Origin of the sequence: Arthrobacter sp. NicSoilB11 (assembly GCF_019977375.1) — a bacterium.
Taxonomy (GTDB): Bacteria; Actinomycetota; Actinomycetes; order Actinomycetales; family Micrococcaceae; genus Arthrobacter.
In genome coordinates, this window is the sequence record NZ_AP024657.1 from 3,399,021 (window position 1) to 3,415,923 (window position 16,903).

General features: G+C 65.6%; 13 protein-coding genes and 1 pseudogene. 4 read left to right on the top strand and 10 right to left on the bottom strand.

The features are described 5' to 3' along the window. Positions 1-152: 152 nt before the first annotated feature. Positions 153-752, top strand: coding sequence for an LPXTG cell wall anchor domain-containing protein (locus tag LDO14_RS15840; protein WP_223992489.1), 600 nt, complete (start codon positions 153-155; stop codon positions 750-752). A 291-nt stretch (positions 753-1,043) separates the two neighbouring features. Beyond that, positions 1,044-1,454, top strand: a complete 411-nt coding sequence (locus tag LDO14_RS15845; RefSeq protein WP_223992491.1) for a VanZ family protein — start codon at positions 1,044-1,046, stop codon at positions 1,452-1,454. 9 nt (positions 1,455-1,463) lie between these two features. On the opposite strand, the gene galU is transcribed toward LDO14_RS15845, so the two are convergent. The 5 genes and pseudogenes from galU to LDO14_RS15870 all read right to left on the bottom strand — a co-directional run bounded on the left by galU (position 1,464) and on the right by LDO14_RS15870 (position 7,954). Then, a complete protein-coding gene (gene galU / locus LDO14_RS15850; protein ID WP_134164035.1) occupies positions 1,464-2,354 on the bottom strand; it encodes a UTP--glucose-1-phosphate uridylyltransferase GalU in 891 nt (296 codons plus the stop codon). A gap of 9 nt (positions 2,355-2,363) precedes the next feature. Further along, a complete protein-coding gene (locus tag LDO14_RS15855; RefSeq protein ID WP_223992493.1) occupies positions 2,364-3,173 on the bottom strand; it encodes an enoyl-CoA hydratase-related protein in 810 nt (269 codons plus the stop codon). A gap of 24 nt (positions 3,174-3,197) precedes the next feature. Next, positions 3,198-3,323 (bottom strand): annotated as a pseudogene (locus LDO14_RS15860) (phenylacetate-CoA oxygenase/reductase subunit PaaK); the annotation flags it as partial. Between the two features lie 81 nt (positions 3,324-3,404). Further along, positions 3,405-6,236 (bottom strand): FAD-binding and (Fe-S)-binding domain-containing protein, encoded by a 2,832-nt coding sequence (locus LDO14_RS15865; protein WP_223992495.1) that lies wholly within the window; start codon positions 6,234-6,236, stop codon positions 3,405-3,407. Beyond that, a complete protein-coding gene (locus tag LDO14_RS15870) occupies positions 6,236-7,954 on the bottom strand; it encodes an L-lactate permease (protein ID WP_223992497.1) in 1,719 nt (572 codons plus the stop codon). Before LDO14_RS15870 ends, LDO14_RS15865 begins: the two co-directional genes overlap by 1 nt. Before the next feature lie 156 nt (positions 7,955-8,110). Between LDO14_RS15870 and LDO14_RS15875 the strand changes: the two genes are divergently transcribed. Continuing rightward, entirely contained in the window at positions 8,111-8,803 is a 693-nt protein-coding gene (locus LDO14_RS15875) for a GntR family transcriptional regulator (protein ID WP_018768753.1), read from the top strand. Position 8,804: 1 nt separating this feature from the next. Here LDO14_RS15875 and LDO14_RS15880 read toward each other — a convergent pair whose 3' ends face one another. The 3 genes from LDO14_RS15880 to LDO14_RS15890 form a co-directional block, all read right to left on the bottom strand. Then, entirely contained in the window at positions 8,805-9,530 is a 726-nt protein-coding gene (locus LDO14_RS15880) for a FadR/GntR family transcriptional regulator (RefSeq protein WP_223992499.1), read from the bottom strand. A gap of 111 nt (positions 9,531-9,641) precedes the next feature. Continuing rightward, on the bottom strand, positions 9,642-11,012 hold the full coding sequence (locus LDO14_RS15885; protein WP_026265688.1) for an FAD-linked oxidase C-terminal domain-containing protein: 1,371 nt from the start codon (positions 11,010-11,012) through the stop codon (positions 9,642-9,644). Between the two features lie 101 nt (positions 11,013-11,113). Then, the gene (locus LDO14_RS15890; RefSeq protein ID WP_223992501.1) at positions 11,114-12,859 is read right to left on the bottom strand and encodes an L-lactate permease; all 1,746 of its coding nucleotides are present in this window, start codon (positions 12,857-12,859) and stop codon (positions 11,114-11,116) included. A gap of 227 nt (positions 12,860-13,086) precedes the next feature. On the opposite strand from LDO14_RS15890, the gene aceB reads away from it, so the two are divergent. Continuing rightward, entirely contained in the window at positions 13,087-14,703 is a 1,617-nt protein-coding gene (aceB, locus tag LDO14_RS15895) for a malate synthase A (protein WP_223992503.1), read from the top strand. 145 nt (positions 14,704-14,848) lie between these two features. Here the strand turns inward: aceB and LDO14_RS15900 are convergent, their stop codons facing one another. Both LDO14_RS15900 and paaE read right to left on the bottom strand, forming a co-directional pair. After that, positions 14,849-15,634: an enoyl-CoA hydratase-related protein gene (locus LDO14_RS15900; protein ID WP_223992505.1), complete on the bottom strand. Its 786-nt coding sequence runs from the start codon at positions 15,632-15,634 to the stop codon at positions 14,849-14,851. A gap of 38 nt (positions 15,635-15,672) precedes the next feature. After that, positions 15,673-16,899, bottom strand: coding sequence for a 1,2-phenylacetyl-CoA epoxidase subunit PaaE (paaE, locus tag LDO14_RS15905; RefSeq protein WP_223992512.1), 1,227 nt, complete (start codon positions 16,897-16,899; stop codon positions 15,673-15,675). Positions 16,900-16,903 lie beyond the last annotated feature (4 nt).

A 16,903-nucleotide genomic window follows, 5' to 3' on the forward strand; every position in this document is an offset into this window, starting at 1 on the left:
AACCGACTTGATTGAGCTTGGTGACAACCGGTCGAGGATGGTACCGTCTTTCTTGGGATATCTATCCGTAGTTCTGCACACGGTCTCGTGTAGAGGGGACACTTCCCCGAAATCGGGTATCACAAAACTTAAACGTCTCCGGGGGGACACACATGAAAAAGACTTTTGCTGCACTCGCGCTCGCGGGCTCCATCGCACTCATCGGCTCAGCTCCCGCCATGGCCGCAACCTACCCGGCTCTTCCGCCGCAGGCAGCCGTTTCGGACGGTGTTGTTGGCCCGGGCGAAACTTTCGTCTTCCGCGGCCAGGGCTTCCGTGCTGGCGAGCCACTGATCATCCGCGTTACGCCCGGCCAGGCTCCCGCTTCCAACGGCGCTGGCGTTGGTAACCGTGCGGTTGCTGCCCGCATCGCCGTCGTCACCGAGGCTCAGAACCTGTCCGCTACTGCAGACGCCCAGGGCGCTGTCGCACTCCCGATCGCAATCAGCGAAGCTGGGACCTACTCCATCACCGCTACCGGCACCCAGTCGGGCGTCACCGTCGGCCCCGTCACGGTTACCGTGGCAGCTTCACTGGCCAACACCGGCGGCAACGCTGCCGGTGCTCCGCTGGCCAACACCGGCGGCCTTGCCAACACCGGTGCCGACTCCGGCCTGGTTCTCTGGACCTTGGTTGGCGCTGGCGCACTGGCTGCCGGGGCAACCTCGGTAGTGGTGGTCCGCCGCCGCGCCAAGGCAGAGGCTGCTGCCTAACAACGCTTTTCCAGCACCAACGAAGGTGGGTGCTTCTCCGGAAACGGAGAAGCACCCACCTTTTGCTTTGTGTGGTATCTATTTGATCTATGGGGAGACATTGGCGCAGAGCACCACGAGAGTACGACTTTTCCATCCCGCTCCCCCGGCCTCAGGTGCTGCACTACATGCTCCTTACACTCCTGGCCGCAGCAGCCCTCGGGACTGCCGTGTTCGCCCTTCTGCGGGCCTCCTGAGGTTCGGTTGAGATTCCTTTACAACTATCGCCTCTGGCGCACAGTTCTGGCAGCCATGCTTGTTCCACTGGCGCTCGTTGCCTTTTGGCCGTCGCCGGTAGACCAGCTCGTTTCGGGACAGCTCACAGCGGTCCTGCATATCCTCCATGTTCGTGGCGTCCCTGGCTGGTTCAATTACAAATTTATCGAGGCCGCCGCCAACGTCGTCCTATTTGTGCCAGTCGGTCTTGTGAGCCGGTTGGCATTTCCAGAAAAACGCTGGTGGCAGATCGGGGCATTCGGCTTGCTGGTTTCCGGCTGCATTGAGCTGGGCCAGCTCCTGTTTCTTCACCAACGCTTTGCAAGCCCGTCAGACATCGTGACAAACACGTCAGGAGCTGTCATAGGGGGCCTCTTGGCAGCCTTGGCGGCCCAAACACAGAAGAGGCCCGCTGCCTTCCGGCAGCGGGCCTCCAAGAAGCAATAGAGAGTCGGGCTAGCCGACGAAGTTCTTCATCCAGGTCTTCAGGTCCTCGCCGAACTCCACGCGCTCGGACGCGAGGGTGATCACGGCCTTGAGGTAGCTGAGCTTGTCGCCGGTGTCGTAACGGCGGCCCTTGAAGACCACGCCGTAAACGCCGGAGCCCTCGCCCTCGCCGGCGGCAAGGGTCTGCAGGGCGTCCGTCAACTGGATCTCGTTGCCGCGGCCCGGTTCGGTGTTCTCAAGAACCCCGAACACGGAGTGGTGCAGCACGTAGCGTCCGATCACGGCTAGGTTGGACGGAGCTTCGCCGACGGCCGGCTTCTCCACCAGGCTGTTGACGCGCACGTAGTCCTCGCCATCCACGGCAGTGATGTCTGCGCAGCCGTAGGCACTGATCTGCGACGGATCAACTTCGATCAAAGCGATCACAGAACCACCGGTCTTCTGCTGCACCTCCATCATGGTGCTCAGGAGGGTCTCTGCCTCGTCGATGAGGTCGTCACCCAGCAGGACGGCGAACGGCTCGTCACCCACGTGCTGCTGGGCGCACAGGACCGCGTGGCCCAGGCCCTTGGCCTCGCCCTGGCGGACATAGTGGATGGGGCCCAGGTTGGAGGCGTACTCCACCAGGCCCAGCTTGTCCTTGTCCCCCTTGGCTTCGAGCGCGGCCTCCAGGCCCGGCTCGCGGTCAAAGTGGTCCTCCAGGGCGCGCTTGTTGCGGCCCGTGATCATCAGCAGGTCCGTGAGGCCTGCGTCAATCGCTTCCTCCACCACATACTGGATGGCCGGGCGATCAACCACCGGCAACATTTCCTTCGGCATTGCCTTGGTGGCGGGCAGGAAGCGTGTCCCCAATCCGGCAGCAGGAATGACGGCTTTGGTAATAGCTTTCCCCTTAGTCATAGCTGAACCTTACAAATCAGCGGCAGACAAAGGCAATTTACCGCCGGTGAATTTCGGTTCGCGCTTCTCCTGGAAGGCCCGGAAACCCTCCGCGTAGTCGTCGGTTTTGCAGAGCCGCGCCTGCTCCTCGTTTTCCTCCTGCATGGCCTGCCACAGGCCCAGCCGCTGGTCACGGATGTGCGCCACCAGCTCCTTGGAGGCAACGAACGCCTCGGTGGCGCCGGCAGCCACGCGCGAAACGATGGCCCGAGTGGAGTCCAGTAGCTCGGCGGCCGGCATGGCCCGGCTGAACATCCCCTGTGCCACCGCCTCGGCGCCCGAGATCAGGTCCGCCGTGTAGATCAGGTCCAGCGTCCGGTGCATGCCCAGCCGCTCCGTGAAGTACCAGTGGCCGCCCGAATCCAGCGTGGCGCCCAGCTTGGCGAACGGCGAGCCGAACTTCGCGTTCTCCGCCACATACACCACGTCCGTGGCCAGCAGCAGCCCCAGCCCCACACCCAGGCAAGCCCCCTGCGCCGCAGCGAACGTCGGCGCGGGGAAAGCGGCCATCTTCTTCAGCAGCGGCTCCACCAGCCCGCCCAGGTACGCCGCGGCGTCGTCGCTCTCCGGAGTGACCCCCGCAATGTCCCGGCCCGCGCAGAAAGCGCGGCCCTCTCCCCTCAGCAGCAGCGCCCGCACCTCACCGCGTGAGGCGGCGGCAGCAGCGTCGTCGTACGCCTGTGCTAAATCCCGCAGCGCCTGCTCATCCAGCGAGTTCAGCTTGTGGGGTGCGTCCAGGACGACTTCTGCAACACCGTTGCTGAAGGAAAGGGAAATCATGGGGCTCCTTTAGTGAGTAACAACCTAGACGTCGAAGTCGACCGTGACTTCCTTGCTGGTGGGGTGGCTCTGGCAGGTCAGCACGTAGCCCCTGTCCAGCTCATCCTGCTCCAGCGCGTAGTTCTCGTCCATGGTCACGTCTCCTTGGACTCATCCACCACCACGGGACGACCGGCAGCGGGGCGATCCGCTGCTGCCCGGGAGCGCACGTGGCGGGAAGGTACCGTTTCCCTATCGCGTGACCTCTTCCAGCAGTTCCAGCACGTGCCGGTAGTCCTGGCCCGTGGCGCGGGTCATGCCCAGCTCGCAGGTGCGGTTGCACGAGGCGTGCGCCGTCGCGTCCAGTTGCTCCACTTCCAAAGCCTGCTTCCGGGTGGCGGATGCCGTGAGCTCGGGGTGGAGCATTCCGCGGTCCCCCGCGAAGGCGCAGCAGCCCCAGTTCACCGGCACATCCACCTTCTCCGCCACGGCCTGGGCCACCGATTCCAAGGCACCGTTGATCCCCATCCGTGTGGAAGAGCAGGTGGGGTGCAAGGCCAGGGACTCGAGCTTTGCGTGCTCCGGCAGCCTGGGCAGGATGCGCTCGGCGACGAAGTCCACGGCATCCTCGATCCGCAACGGCCGCTGACCTACCAGCGGGTCGTCGGCTTCCACCACCTGCCGGAGGCCCTCGGTGCAGGACGACGCGTCACAGATGATGGCCAGCTCGCCGTCCCGGGTTGCCTCCCGCAGCGCTGCCAGGGTCTTCTCCTTCATGGTCGCCTGGCCGGCCCCCATTCCCTTCGAAGACCACGGGGTCCCGCAGCAGAGGGAATCGATGCCCTCCGGGACCAGCAGCGTGATCCCGGCCCGTTCACACAGCTGCTCCAGGCTGTACTGGACGCCCCGTCCGCCAGCGGGACCACCGGGTTGGGAACCCGCACCGGCCGGCCCGAACATCGTCCCCACGCAGGCGGGGAAGTAGACGGCGTCCGGTGCCCGGTCCGGCGTCGGGCGCTTGCGTGCGGAACCGCCGCCGGGCAGTTCGGGCGAGTACAGGGGCACCGTGTCCGTGCCCAGCACCGCACGCGCCGCCTTGTTGGGCGCCACGACGGCCGGGGCCGGAAGCCTGTCCACCACGGTCAGGGCCAGCGAAGCCCCGCGCGTGACCCCGCCCCAGTGCCTGGCCGCAGCGTTCCAGGCCGCGTTGGCCACCGGACCGGCGTCCTCGCGGCGCAACCGCTTGACCAGCAAGCCGGTGTTGATGTCCACGGGGCAGGCCGTCTGGCACATGCCGTCCACGGCGCAGGTCTGCACGGACTCGTAGTCGTAGTCCCGCTCCAGCTCTTCAACCAACGCCGTGTCGCCGGCGAGCCGTGCGGCCTCGATGGCGCGCAGGGTGACGATGCGCTGGCGGGGCGTCAGGGTCAGGTCCTTGCTGGGGCACACCGGCTCGCAGTACCCGCAGGAGACGCAGCGGTCCACTTCCTCAGCCACCGGCGGCGCCGTCTTGATGTGCCGCAGATGCGCCTTGGGATCATCGTCCATGAGCACGCCGGGATTGAGCATGCCGGCGGGATCGAACAGCTCCTTGATCCGGCGCATTACGCCGTACAGCTCGTCCCCGTACTGCCGCCGCACATACGGTGCCATCACCCGGCCGGTGCCGTGCTCCGCCTTGAGCGAGCCGCCCTCCCCCAGGACCAGGTCCACCATGTCCTCGGTGAACGCACTGTACCTGTCCAGCTCCTCCGCCGTGGCGAAGCCGTCCGTAAGCATGAAGTGGACGTTGCCGTCCTTCGCATGCCCAAAGATCACACTGTTTTCGTACCGGTACTTGTCGAACAGCCTTATCAATTCACGGCACGTGCGGCCCAGGACCGGGACCGGCACCACAATGTCCTCCAGCAGTGCCGTGGTCCCCTGCGGCCGGGCACCCGCCACGGAGGCGTACAGGCCCTTGCGCAGGTGCCACAGCTGGGCGCGGGCGGACGCATCAGCAGTGAACTGCGCCGGGGCCGCCAGCTTGAGGCCGGCGAGGGCGCGTTCGCCCACCTCACGCAGGGCCGCAACCTGGTCCGGCTGCCCGGCGGAGTATTCCACCAGCAGCGCCGCGTGTTCGCGCACCGCAAGGTCGCGTACGACGGCGGGAGTTCCCTTCAGCGTCTGGCCCACCTTGAGCGAGAGCGCGTCCAGGAGTTCCACCGTGGCGGCGCCGGTGTCCACCAGCGCCGGCAACGCCGCGTTGGCGGCCTGCAGGTCCGGGAAGACAAGCAAGCCGGTGGCGGAGTGCGAAAGCCGCGGGATGGTCCGGAACACCGCCTCTGCCACGAAGCCCAGGGTGCCTTCGCTGCCGACGATCAGGTGCGCCAGCATTTCCACCGGGCGCGTGTAGTCCAGCAGGGAGTTCAGGCCGTAGCCCATGGTGTTCTTCATGCTGAACTGCTGCCTGATGCGGTTCACGGAATCGCTGTTCCCCCGCACCCTTGCCGCGAGCTGCACCAGGCCGTCATACAGTTCCGGTTCCAGCGTCCGCAGCCGGGTGTCCGCGTCCATTGCCCCGGTGTCAATTACCGTCCCGGACGGCAGCACCACGGTGAGCGACTCGAGCGTGCGGTAAGCATTGTCCACCGTTCCGCAGTTCATGCCCGAGGAGTTGTTCGCCACCACGCCGCCGATGGTGCACGCGGCCTCGCTGGCCGGGTCCGGCCCGAACTTGCGCCCGTAGGGCGCCAGCCGCGCATTCAGGGCCCGCACCGTGACTCCCGGCTGCACGCGGACCCGCGCACCGCCGTCGAGCACTTCAACATCCCGGAAGTTGCGGCGCACGTCCACCAGCACGCCGTCCGTGACGGCCTGTCCGCTAAGGCTGGTGCCGCCGGAACGAAGGGTGAGCGGAACGCCCTGCGCCGCGCTGGCCCGGAGCAGCGCGCCCACCTCCCCGGCGTCCTTGGCCACGGCCACCGCCTGGGGGATGAGCAGGAAGTGCGAGGCGTCATGGGCGTTGGCGTGCAGGTCGATGGCGCGGGTCTTCACCTGTGCAGGATCGGCCACGGCCTGCCGGAAAAATTCGAGTTTCTGCATCAGGGAACCATCCAGCCGAGTAGGGGGGTGGATTGCAGGAAGATCAGTACCGTGATGAGGGCCAGCAGGCCCAGGCTCCAGCCGATCAGCTTCCGGAACAGGGTTCCCTCTGCGCCTTCCAGCCCCACCGCGGCGGCGGCGACGGCCAGGTTCTGCAGGGAGAGCATCTTGCCCATGACGCCGGCCGAGGAGTTGGCGGCGGCCATCAGTACCGGCGAGAGTCCGGTCTGCCCGGCGGCGGTGGCCTGCATCTGGCCAAAGAGGGAGTTGGATGATGTGTCCGAGCCGGTGAGGGCCACGCCGATCCAGCCGATCAGCGGCGAAAGGAGGGCGAAGAAGCCGCCGGCCGAGGCAAGGGCGAATCCCAGCGTGGTGGTCTGCCCGGACAGGTTCATGACGAAGGACAGGGCCAGGACGGTGGTGACCGTGACGATGGTCCAGCGCAACTGCTTCAGGGTTTCCCAATAGACGCGCAGGCTTTTGCCAACCGGGATTCTGTACAGCGCCATGGTGAGCAGGCCGGAGAGCAACAACAGCGTCCCGGTGGATTTGAGGTGGTCCAGCTTGAACTTGGTGGCCGCTACCGCTTTGCCCTCCGAGTCCTCAATGTGCAGGCCGGGCCAGGCGAACGTCACCGTGCCCACCAGCCCCAGCCAGGTTTTGATGAACGGGATCTGGGCGATGGAAAACACGGCGATGATGATCAGGTAGGGCGCGACGGCGAGCCACACCTCACGGGGCGCCGGGCGGGAATTGTCCGTGGGGACTCCGGAATGGTCCGGAACGCTCCCGTGCCGGGCACCCGCCGTCGTGCTTACCTGCGTGCCGTTGCCGACCGCACTCTTTCGGCCGGCCATGGCTGGAACCGACACATCCTGTACCGATCCTTCCACGCGCACCGACTCCTTCGGCTGCCAGGCCTTCAGCATCAGCAGCACCGCAGCCACCGTGACCACCGCGGCCACCACGTCGGTCAGTTCCACGGCGAGGAAGTTGGAGGTGATGAACTGCGCGGCGGCGAACGCGGCGCCGGCCACCAGCGCAACGGGCCAGGTCTGCTTGAGGCCGCGTCTGCCGTCCACGATGAAGACCAGAAGCAGCGGCACGATGAGGGCAATGAAGGGGGTTTGGCGGCCGGCCATCGAAGAGAGGTCGTGCAGCGGCAGGCCGGTGACGCCGTTCAGGGCGATGATGGGCGCGGCCATGGCGCCAAAGGCTACCGGGGCGGTGTTGGCCAACAGCGAGACGACGGCGGACTTGAGCGGTTTCATGCCGGCGGCCATCAGCATGGCTGCGGAGATCGCGACGGGCGCGCCGAAGCCTGCCAGCGATTCGAGGAGCGCACCGAAGCAGAACGCAATCAGGATCGAGAGGATCCGCAGGTCGTTGGAGATGGAGCGGATGGTCCGGCCCAGGGCGTCGAACCAGTGCGTGGCCACGGTGAGCTTGTAGATCCAGAGCGCATTGACGAGGATCCACAGGATGGGAAACAGCCCGTAGAAGATGCCCGCGGCGGTGGCGCTGAGGGCCTGGTCCAGGGGCATCTGCCAGCCTGCGACGGCCAGGACGAAGGACAGGACCAAGCTGGCGATGGCAGCTTTGGCGGCCTTGACCCGGAAGACGCCCAGCAGGACGAACAGCAGGACCAGGGGAAGGGCCGCGCACAGGGCGGAAAGCAGGAGGGACCCGGCGATGGGGTCAAGGATCTGCTGAAACATTGGACTCCAGATGGTGAGCGGCGCCACATCGGCGTGACGACTCATCGATTGTCTAACAAGTACACATGTCCGTCAAGAGCGATGAATACTTGTCTGGCAAAATGGGATGGAGACGCCCCTTGTTTGCTCGAAACTTATTTGTTGGAACGGAGATCTGTGGCCGGCCGTATTGCAGCTGTCTCGATTGTGGAAGCGGTGGCTTCGGATCTGCGGCTCCGCATTTTCTCCGGCGAGCTACCCTCCGCCCACGCGCTGACGGAGACCGACGTGGCCACGTCCTACGACGTCGCTCGCCCCACCGCGAAGGCAGCCATCGAGAAGCTGGTGGCCGAGGGCCTGCTGGTTCGCGGCACGCACAAGACCGCGCGGGTGGCGGACCTGGGACCGGAATCGGTGCGGGACATCTACCTGGCCCGGGCGTACCTGGAGAGCGAAGTGCTTCGCCGGCTCGCCGCCGCACGCACAGTGCCCGCCGGGGCGGTACAGGCCAACCGGGATATCGCTGCGCTGGCCACCGGAGCGCCGCTGGACGTGGTGGAACCGGACATGCGGTTCCACACCAGCCTGATCGACGCCGTGGGGAACGAGCGGATCAGCAGGATGTACTCGTCACTCGTGGCCGAAGTACGCCTGTGCATGTCCCGGGTACAGTCGCTGCACCTCCTGGACACCACTTTGATCCAGGCTGAACACGAAAAGCTCCTGAAGCTGATCGAGGCCGGACAAGGCGAAGAGGCCGCCCAGCTCCTGGACCAGCACCTGGGACGCGCGCGCGAGCGCCTGGTGGCCGCGATGGGCGGCGAGGCGGGCCCGGAAGCGGACCTGCCGTCCATGCCGGTGCGGCAGTAACTCAGCGCAACCTGTCAGCTGTCTGTTCGTACAGCCATGCGATATGGCTCCGCAGCAGCTCCGCGGCGCGCTCGGCGTCCTTTGCCTCCACAGCATCGAAGATCCCGTGGTGGTGGGCCCTCAGCTGCTCCAGCACCATGGGCCACTGCCCAAGGGCATCCAGGGCGTCCTTGAGGTAGCCCCGGATTGAGCCGCTGAGCGACTCCATGATCGTTTCGATAACCGTGTTACCGCCCATGGCACTGAGGGCCAGGTGGAACTCCGCGTCGAGGGCGTGGAATGTTTCCGGATCGATGTCCGGGGCATCCATGGCCTCGAGCAGTTCCCTGGCCCGCTGGATCCCGGCCGGGTCGTCGTGCAGGGCCGCCGTCCTGGCTGCCCAGGTTTCCAGAAGAATCCGGGCTTCGACGATCTCCGCAACCGGAAGACGGCTGCTGGCAATGTGCAGGCGTAGGGTGGCGGACAAGCCGGCTGACGGCTCGGAAACGATGACCGAGCCAGACTTGGGGCCGGACCTGTTGGAACTTCGAAGGACCCCCATGGCGTCCAGCAGGCGCATGGCTTCGCGCACTGAAGCGCGCGAAATGCCGTAGGTTTCCGCCAGTATCCGTTCACCTGGCAGCTGATCCCCGATTTTGAACCGGCCAGAGCGCAGCCCCGCCTCAATATCCTCTACCAGGACGTCGTACGTCCGCCTGGATCCCGGTGCCACCGAAGGTTTGGTCATGGATCCATCCTGCCCTAACAACCAGCACCTGCATTCTGTCCTGCTGCGCCACGGAGAACCGGCGCAGCAGGACAGAAGCGGATCAAGGAACCGTGGGACGGGTTGTCCGGCTCAGATTGCCTTGCCGGGATTGAGGATTCCCTGGGGGTCGAAGACATTGCGGATGGCGCGCTGGAGTTCCAGCGAGGTGCTGCCGAGCTCGTCCTCGAGCCAATCGCGCTTGAGCAGGCCGACGCCGTGTTCCCCGGTCAGCGTGCCGCCCAGGCGCTGTGCCAGGTAGAACATGTCGCCAAGGGCCTTTTTGGCCGGTCCTTCCGTGATGGATTGGTCGGGGTTGACGACGATCATCGGGTGCAGGTTGCCGTCCGCTGCGTGGGCCACATTGAAGATCCGGACCCCCGTCTTCCGGGAGATGTCCTCCAGCCCCGCAAAGACATCTGCCAGCCGGTTCCGCGGCACGCCGATGTCGCAAATGGACACGCGGCCCAACGTCTCAAGCGAGGGAATCGCTTCCCGCCGGGTGGCCACGAGCGCGTCCGCTGCCGACGTGTCCACTGCTTTCTCGACGTGACTGGCGAAGGGTTCAATGGCTTTGAGGAGGACGTCCTGCTCAAGGAACGCGCCGTACCCGTCAGTCTGCGCCAGCAGGAAGGCGCCGCCCTTGGACCGGTGGTTGGTGCCATGCACGGTATCGACGGCTTCCAGCGTGGGGCCGTCCATGAGTTCCAGCACCGAGGGCTGCAGCCGGGCGGCGATGATGGCGGATGCTGCCAGCGCGGCGGCGTCCACGTCCGGGAAATAGGCGGCGACGGTGGCGGTCTGGATGGGTTTGGGCCGCAGACGGAGCGTAGCTTCGACCACCACGCCCAGCGTTCCCTCGGAGCCGATCATCAGCGCGTTCAGGTCGTACCCCGTGACGCCCTTGATGGTGTTCCGCCCGGTCCGCAGCACCCGGCCGTCGGGCAGGACCACGCGGAGGGCGAGCACGGATTCCCGTGTAACACCATATTTTGCGCACCACATTCCGCCGGCATTGGTGGCAATGTTGCCGCCGATGGAGCAGATTGCCGTGCTGGCCGGGTCCGGCGCATAAAAGAGTCCATGCTCCCCCGCGGCCGCGTTCACCTCCGCGTTGAGGACGCCGGGTTCAACCACGGCCAACTGCTCCACGGGATCGATGTGCAGGATCCGGTTCATCCGGGCCAGGTCAAGGACTACTTCCCCGGCCTGCGCGGAAGCTCCGGCGGCAAGGCCCGTTCCGGCTCCCCGGGGAACCACCGGGACATTGTGGGCCGCGGCAAGCTTCATGGTTGCCACAACTTCTTCGGCACTGGTGGCATAAACGACGCCGTCGGGCAGGCTCGGCGGAACGTAGCCGGAACGGTCCGTGCTTACCCTGACCCGCTCATCCAGGTCTGTGGAGGTGTGAGCGCTTGCAGCCAAAAGCGCTGCTGATGCTGTGACAGCTGTAGTTGTACTCATGGGAAGGAAACCTCTTTGTTTTCTAGGGTGGGTTCTTTGGGCACCCGGCCGGGCGGAACCGCTCCGCCCGGCCGTATTCCCGGTGTGCAAGGTGGCGCCGGCTAGGGGATCATCCAGCCGAGTACCGGGGTGGACTGCAGGACGATCAGCACCGTGATCAGGGCCAGCAGGCCCAGGCTCCAGCCGATCAGCTTGCGGAACAGCGTGCCCTCGGCGCCCTCCAGGCCAACCGCCGCTGAGGCGACGGCCAGGTTTTGCAGCGAAAGCATCTTGCCCATCACGCCGGCCGAGGAGTTGGAGGCAGCCATCAGCACCGGCGGGAGGCCGGTCTGCGCGGCGGCGGTGGCCTGCATCTGCCCGAAGAGTGAGTTGGACGAGGTATCCGATCCGGTAAGGGCAACCCCGATCCAGCCAATCAGCGGCGAGAGGAAGGCGAAGAAGCCGCCGGCGGACGCGAGGGCGAGGCCCAGGGAGGTGGTCTGTCCGGACAGGTTCATGACGAAGGACAGGGCCAGGACGGTGGTGACCGTGAGGATGGTCCAGCGCAGCTGCTTCAGGGTTTCCCAGTAAATGCGCAGGCCCTGGGCTGCCGACAGGCGGTACAGGATCATGGTGATGAGGCCGGAGACCAGAAGCAGGGTTCCGGTGGCTTTGAGGTGGTCGAACTTGAGCTTCTGCGCGGCAACATGCTTCCCGCCGGCGTCCACGACGTCCAGGCCCGGCCAGGCGAAGCTGATGCTTCCGTTGGCGCTCAGCCAGTCCTTGACTGCGGGGATCTGGGCGATGGAGAAGACGGCCATGATGATCAGGTAGGGCGCCACAGCCATCCAGATTTCCCGGCGGACGGGCCGCTCCGTGGCGCTGTGCCGCACCGCGACCCGGGTGGTCGCAGCCGCGGAGACAGCCTCCGTAACCGATGCGGATGCCGGTATCCTTGCCGAACCGCGGCTTGAGGATGATGGGCCGGACGGACGTCCTTCCTCAAGATCGCCTGACCCTCCGGACTGCCCGGACATATCAATGATTTCCCGCGGCTGCCAGACACGGAGCATCAGCAGCACGGCGGCCACGGTAGCCACAGCAGCCACGACGTCGGTCAGTTCCACAGCGATGAAGTTGGACGTGATGAACTGGAAGATGCCAAAGACTGCGCCGGCCACCAGTGCAACGGGCCAGGTCTGCTTGAGGCCGCGCCTGCCGTCCACGATGAAGACCAGGAGCAGCGGCACGATGAGGGCGATGAAGGGGGTCTGGCGGCCGGCCATCGAGGACAGGTCGTGCAGCGACAGGCCGGTCACGCCGTTCAGGGCGATGATGGGCGCGGCCATGGCACCGAAGGCCACCGGCGCGGTGTTGGCCAAAAGCGAGACGATGGCGGATTTCAGCGGTTTCATGCCGGCGGCCATCAGCATCGCCGACGTGATGGCAACCGGGGCGCCGAAACCGGCGAGTGATTCGAGGAGCGCGCCGAAGCAGAACGCAATCAGGATCGACAGGATCCGCAGATCGTTGGAGATGGAGCGGATGGTCCGGCCCAGGGCATCAAACCAAGGCGTGGCCACCGTGAGTTTGTAGAGCCAGAGCGCGTTAATGAGGATCCACAGGATGGGGAACAGACCGTAGAAGGCTCCTTCTGCCGTGGCGCTGAAGACCTGGTCCACAGGCATACGCCAGACCATCAGGGCCAGGATGATGGACAGCGCCAGGCTGGCGATCGCGGCTTTGGCCGCTTTCACCCGGAAGACGCCCAGCAGGACAAACAGGAGAATCAACGGCAACGCCGCGCAGAGCGCGGACAGGCCGAGTGAACCCCAGAGGGGGTCCACGACTTGCTGGTAAGTGCTCACAAAAAACTCCTTTGTATTTGGAGCGGGGAGGGTGGGGCGCGATGAATGGGATAAGAAACGCCGAGCGGGAATTCCACAATGTGAGATTGAGATATTGCCTCGTGGACAAACTGTATGTATTGGTCTGACCGCTAGTCAATGGTCTGACCGATTATTCTGAAGCTCTTGTTTTTTCATCTGGCAGAACATAATGTCCGTATCGTGAAACTCCTCGAAAGGACCAAGCAATGCCCCTGACCCGAACCGCTGCCCTGCCCTTTGACCGCGCCGCCGAAATCCTGACACCGGACGCCCTGGAGTTCCTCGCCGCACTCCATGGACGCTTCGCCGCCGAACGCGATGCCCGCCTTGCTGCACGGCAGGAGCGCCGTTCAGAAGCCGCAAAGACCGGAACCCTGGACTTCCTGCCGGAGACAGCAGCCGTCCGCGACGGCGACTGGACCGTTGCCTCGGCGCCGCCCGCCCTCCAGGACCGCCGGGTGGAAATCACCGGCCCCTGCTCCCCCGCCAAGATGGCGATCAACGCCCTGAATTCGGGGGCAAAAGTATGGCTGGCAGACCTGGAGGACGCCAGCTGCCCCACCTGGTTCAACGTCATCGACGGCCAACTCTCGCTGTACGACGCCGCACGCGGAACCTTGGCCTACACGTCCCCCGAGGGCAAGACGTACGCCCTTCGAACCGACGCGCCCACCGCCGTCGTCATCATGCGCCCCCGCGGCTGGCACATGGAGGAGCGGAACCTGGAATTCGACGGCAAGCCCGCCATCGGCGCCCTGGTGGACTTTGGACTGCACTTCTTCCACAACGCCAGGCAGCTCCTTGAGAACGGCCACGGCCCCTACTACTACCTGCCGAAGATGGAAAGCCACCTTGAAGCCCGGCTGTGGAACGACATCTTCGTTTTCGCACAGAACGCCCTCGGCATCCCGCAGGGAACCATCCGGGCCACCGTCCTGGTGGAAACCATTCCCGCGGCCTTCGAGATGGACGAGATCCTGTATGAACTGCGGGACCACGCCTCCGGCCTCAACGCGGGGCGCTGGGACTACTTGTTCAGCATCATCAAGTATTTCCGCGATTCCGGTTCGAAATTCACCCTGCCTGACCGTGCAGCGGTATCGATGACCGTTCCCTTTATGCGCGCCTACACCGAACTGCTGGTCAAGACATGCCACCAGCGCGGCGCGTTTGCTATGGGTGGCATGGCAGCAGTCATTCCGAACCGCCGCGAGCCGGAAGTCACGGAAGAGGCGTTCGCAAAAGTACGGGCAGACAAGACCCGCGAGGCCAACGACGGATTCGACGGCTCCTGGGTTGCACACCCAGACCTCGTTCCCATCTGCATGGAGGTATTCGACCAGGTCCTGGGAGACGCCCCCAACCAGGTGCAGCGGACCCGCCCAGAGGTCCACGTCACCGCCGAACAACTGCTCGACATCGAGTCAGCACCCGGCGACGCCACCGAAGCCGGTCTCCGCGGGAACCTGTACGTTTCCATCGCCTACACCGCAGTGTGGCTGTCCGGGAACGGGGCAGTTGCCATCCACAACCTGATGGAGGATGCCGCGACGGCCGAAATCTCCCGGTCGCAGGTCTGGCAGCAAATCCGCAACGGGGTAGTCTTCGCCGACACGGGGAACACGGCAACCCGCGAACTGGTTGAGCGCCTGCTGGCCGAGGAAACGGAAAAGCTCCGGAACGAGGTGGGCGACGATCTGTTCAACCGGTACTACGGACCGGCATCCGGCATCATTTCCCGGATCTGCCTGTCCGAGAACTACACCGATTTCCTCACCACACCGGCCTACGAGCTACTGGAATCGGAGATGGCGGCCCGGTAGGGGTACCTGCCTGGGCGGTTTCAACCGTTAGACGGCTGGAGGCCCGGCGCCAATGCGGCGGCGGACCTCCAGCCTCATCGATTGCTCCGTAACTGCCGTTTTCGGCCCCGGAAAGGACAGTTGCGGACCAATCGAGGAGGTGTAATCAGTGGCCGCCGGTGAATTTCGGCTCGCGCTTCTCCTGGAAGGCCCGGAAACCCTCCGCATAGTCGTCGGTTTTGCAGAGCCGTGCCTGCTCCTCGTTTTCCTCCTGCATGGCCTGCCACAGGCCCAGGCGCTGGTCACGGATGTGCGCCACCAGCTCCTTGGAGGCAACGAATGCCTCGGTGGCGCCGGCGGCCACGCGCGAAACGATCGCCCGCGTGGAGTCCAGCAGCTCGGCGGCCGGCATGGCACGGCTGAACATCCCCTGTGCCACCGCCTCGGCGCCGGAGATCAGGTCCGCCGTGTAGATCAGGTCCAGCGTCCGGTGCATGCCCAGCCGCTCCGTGAAGTACCAGTGGCCGCCCGAATCCAGCGTGGCGCCCAGCTTGGCGAACGGCGACCCGAACTTGGCGTTCTCCGCCACGTACACCACGTCCGTGGCCAGCAGCAGCCCCAGCCCCACGCCCAGGCAGGCCCCCTGTGCGGCCGCAAACGTAGGAGCGGGAAAGGAAGCCATCTTCTTCAGCAAAGGCTCCACCAGCCCGCCCAGGTACGCTGCGGCGTCGTCGCTCTCCGGGGTGACCCCCGCGATGTCCCGGCCCGCGCAGAAGGCGCGGCCCTCTCCCCTCAGCAGCAGCGCCCGCACCTCACCGCGTGAGGCGGCGACAGCAGCGTCGTCGTACGCCTGTGCTAAATCCCGCAGCGCCTGCTCATCCAGCGAGTTCAGCTTCTGCGGCGCGTCCAAGACGACTTCTGCAACACCGTTGCTGATGGAAAGGGAAATCATGGAACTCCTATGTTCGGGCGGTCAAGCGGGGGAACGGCTTAGACGTCGAAGTCGACCGTGACTTCCTTGCTGGTGGGGTGGCTCTGGCAGGTCAGGACGTAGCCCCTGTCCAGCTCATCCTGCTCCAGCGCGTAGTTCTCGTCCATGGTCACGCTGCCGGCGACCACCTTGGCGCGGCAGGTGCCGCACACTCCGCCGGCGCACGCGAACGGCACGTCCGGGCGGACCCGCAGCGCCGCGTTGAGGATGGACTCGCGGGCGTGGGTGGGGCTGGCCACCTCGCCCTGCAGGCCGTCCAGCTTGAACGTGATCTTGTACGTCTCCTTGGACTCGTCCACCACCACGGGACGGCCGGCCTGCCCCTCCGGACGGTCCGGCTTGCCGGACGTAAACAGCTCGAACCGGATGTTCTCCGGCTTCACCCCGCGCTCGGCCAGGGTGTCGCGGCACAGCTGAACCAGTTCGAACGGCCCGCACAGGAACCATTCGTCCACATCGTCAGCGTGCAGGGCGGTGCCCAGCAGCTGCTGAAGCTTCTCCGCGTCGATCCGGCCGGAAAGCAGCGGCGCGATCCGCTGCTCGCGGGAGAGCACGTGGTGGATGGCCAGCCGCTGCGGGTACTTGTCCTTCAGGTCCGCCAGTTCCTCCAGGAACATCACGTCCATGGCGGCCTTGTTGGCGTAGATCAGGTCGAACCGGGTGTCCGGGTTGGCGGCCAGCAGCGTCCGGGCGATGGCGATCACCGGGGTGATGCCGGACCCGGCCGCGATGGCCACGAAATTCCCCGGCTCCCCCGCCAGGTCCTCCGGGTGGTTCATGGAGTTCATGACGTTCTGCTCCACGGCCACACCGTCCCGGCCGTGCTTGGACACGAACGCGCCCATGGGGCTCATCACGTCCAGGGTGTCCCCCGCCTTCAGCTCGGCGTTGGCCCACGTGGAGAACAGCCCGCCCAGGTCCTTCTTGATGGCCACGCGGATCTCGCTGGTGCCGTCCGCGAAGCTGCGCGGCTCGGCGCAGATGGAGTAGCTGCGGCGGATCTCCTTGGGCTCGCCGTTCTCATCCGGCAGCGTGGTGCGCAGGGCCACATACTGGCCGGGCAGGTAATCGAACTTGCCGGCGAGCTCCGCCGGCACGTGGAAGCTGACCTCGATGGCATCATCGGTGAGCCGGCGCACCTCCTTCACCGTGAGGGTGTGGAAGGACGGACGACGGCGGCCGGTCAGCTCAGCCTCTTCGGCGGCGGTCTGGCGGACAACAGGCATGGGG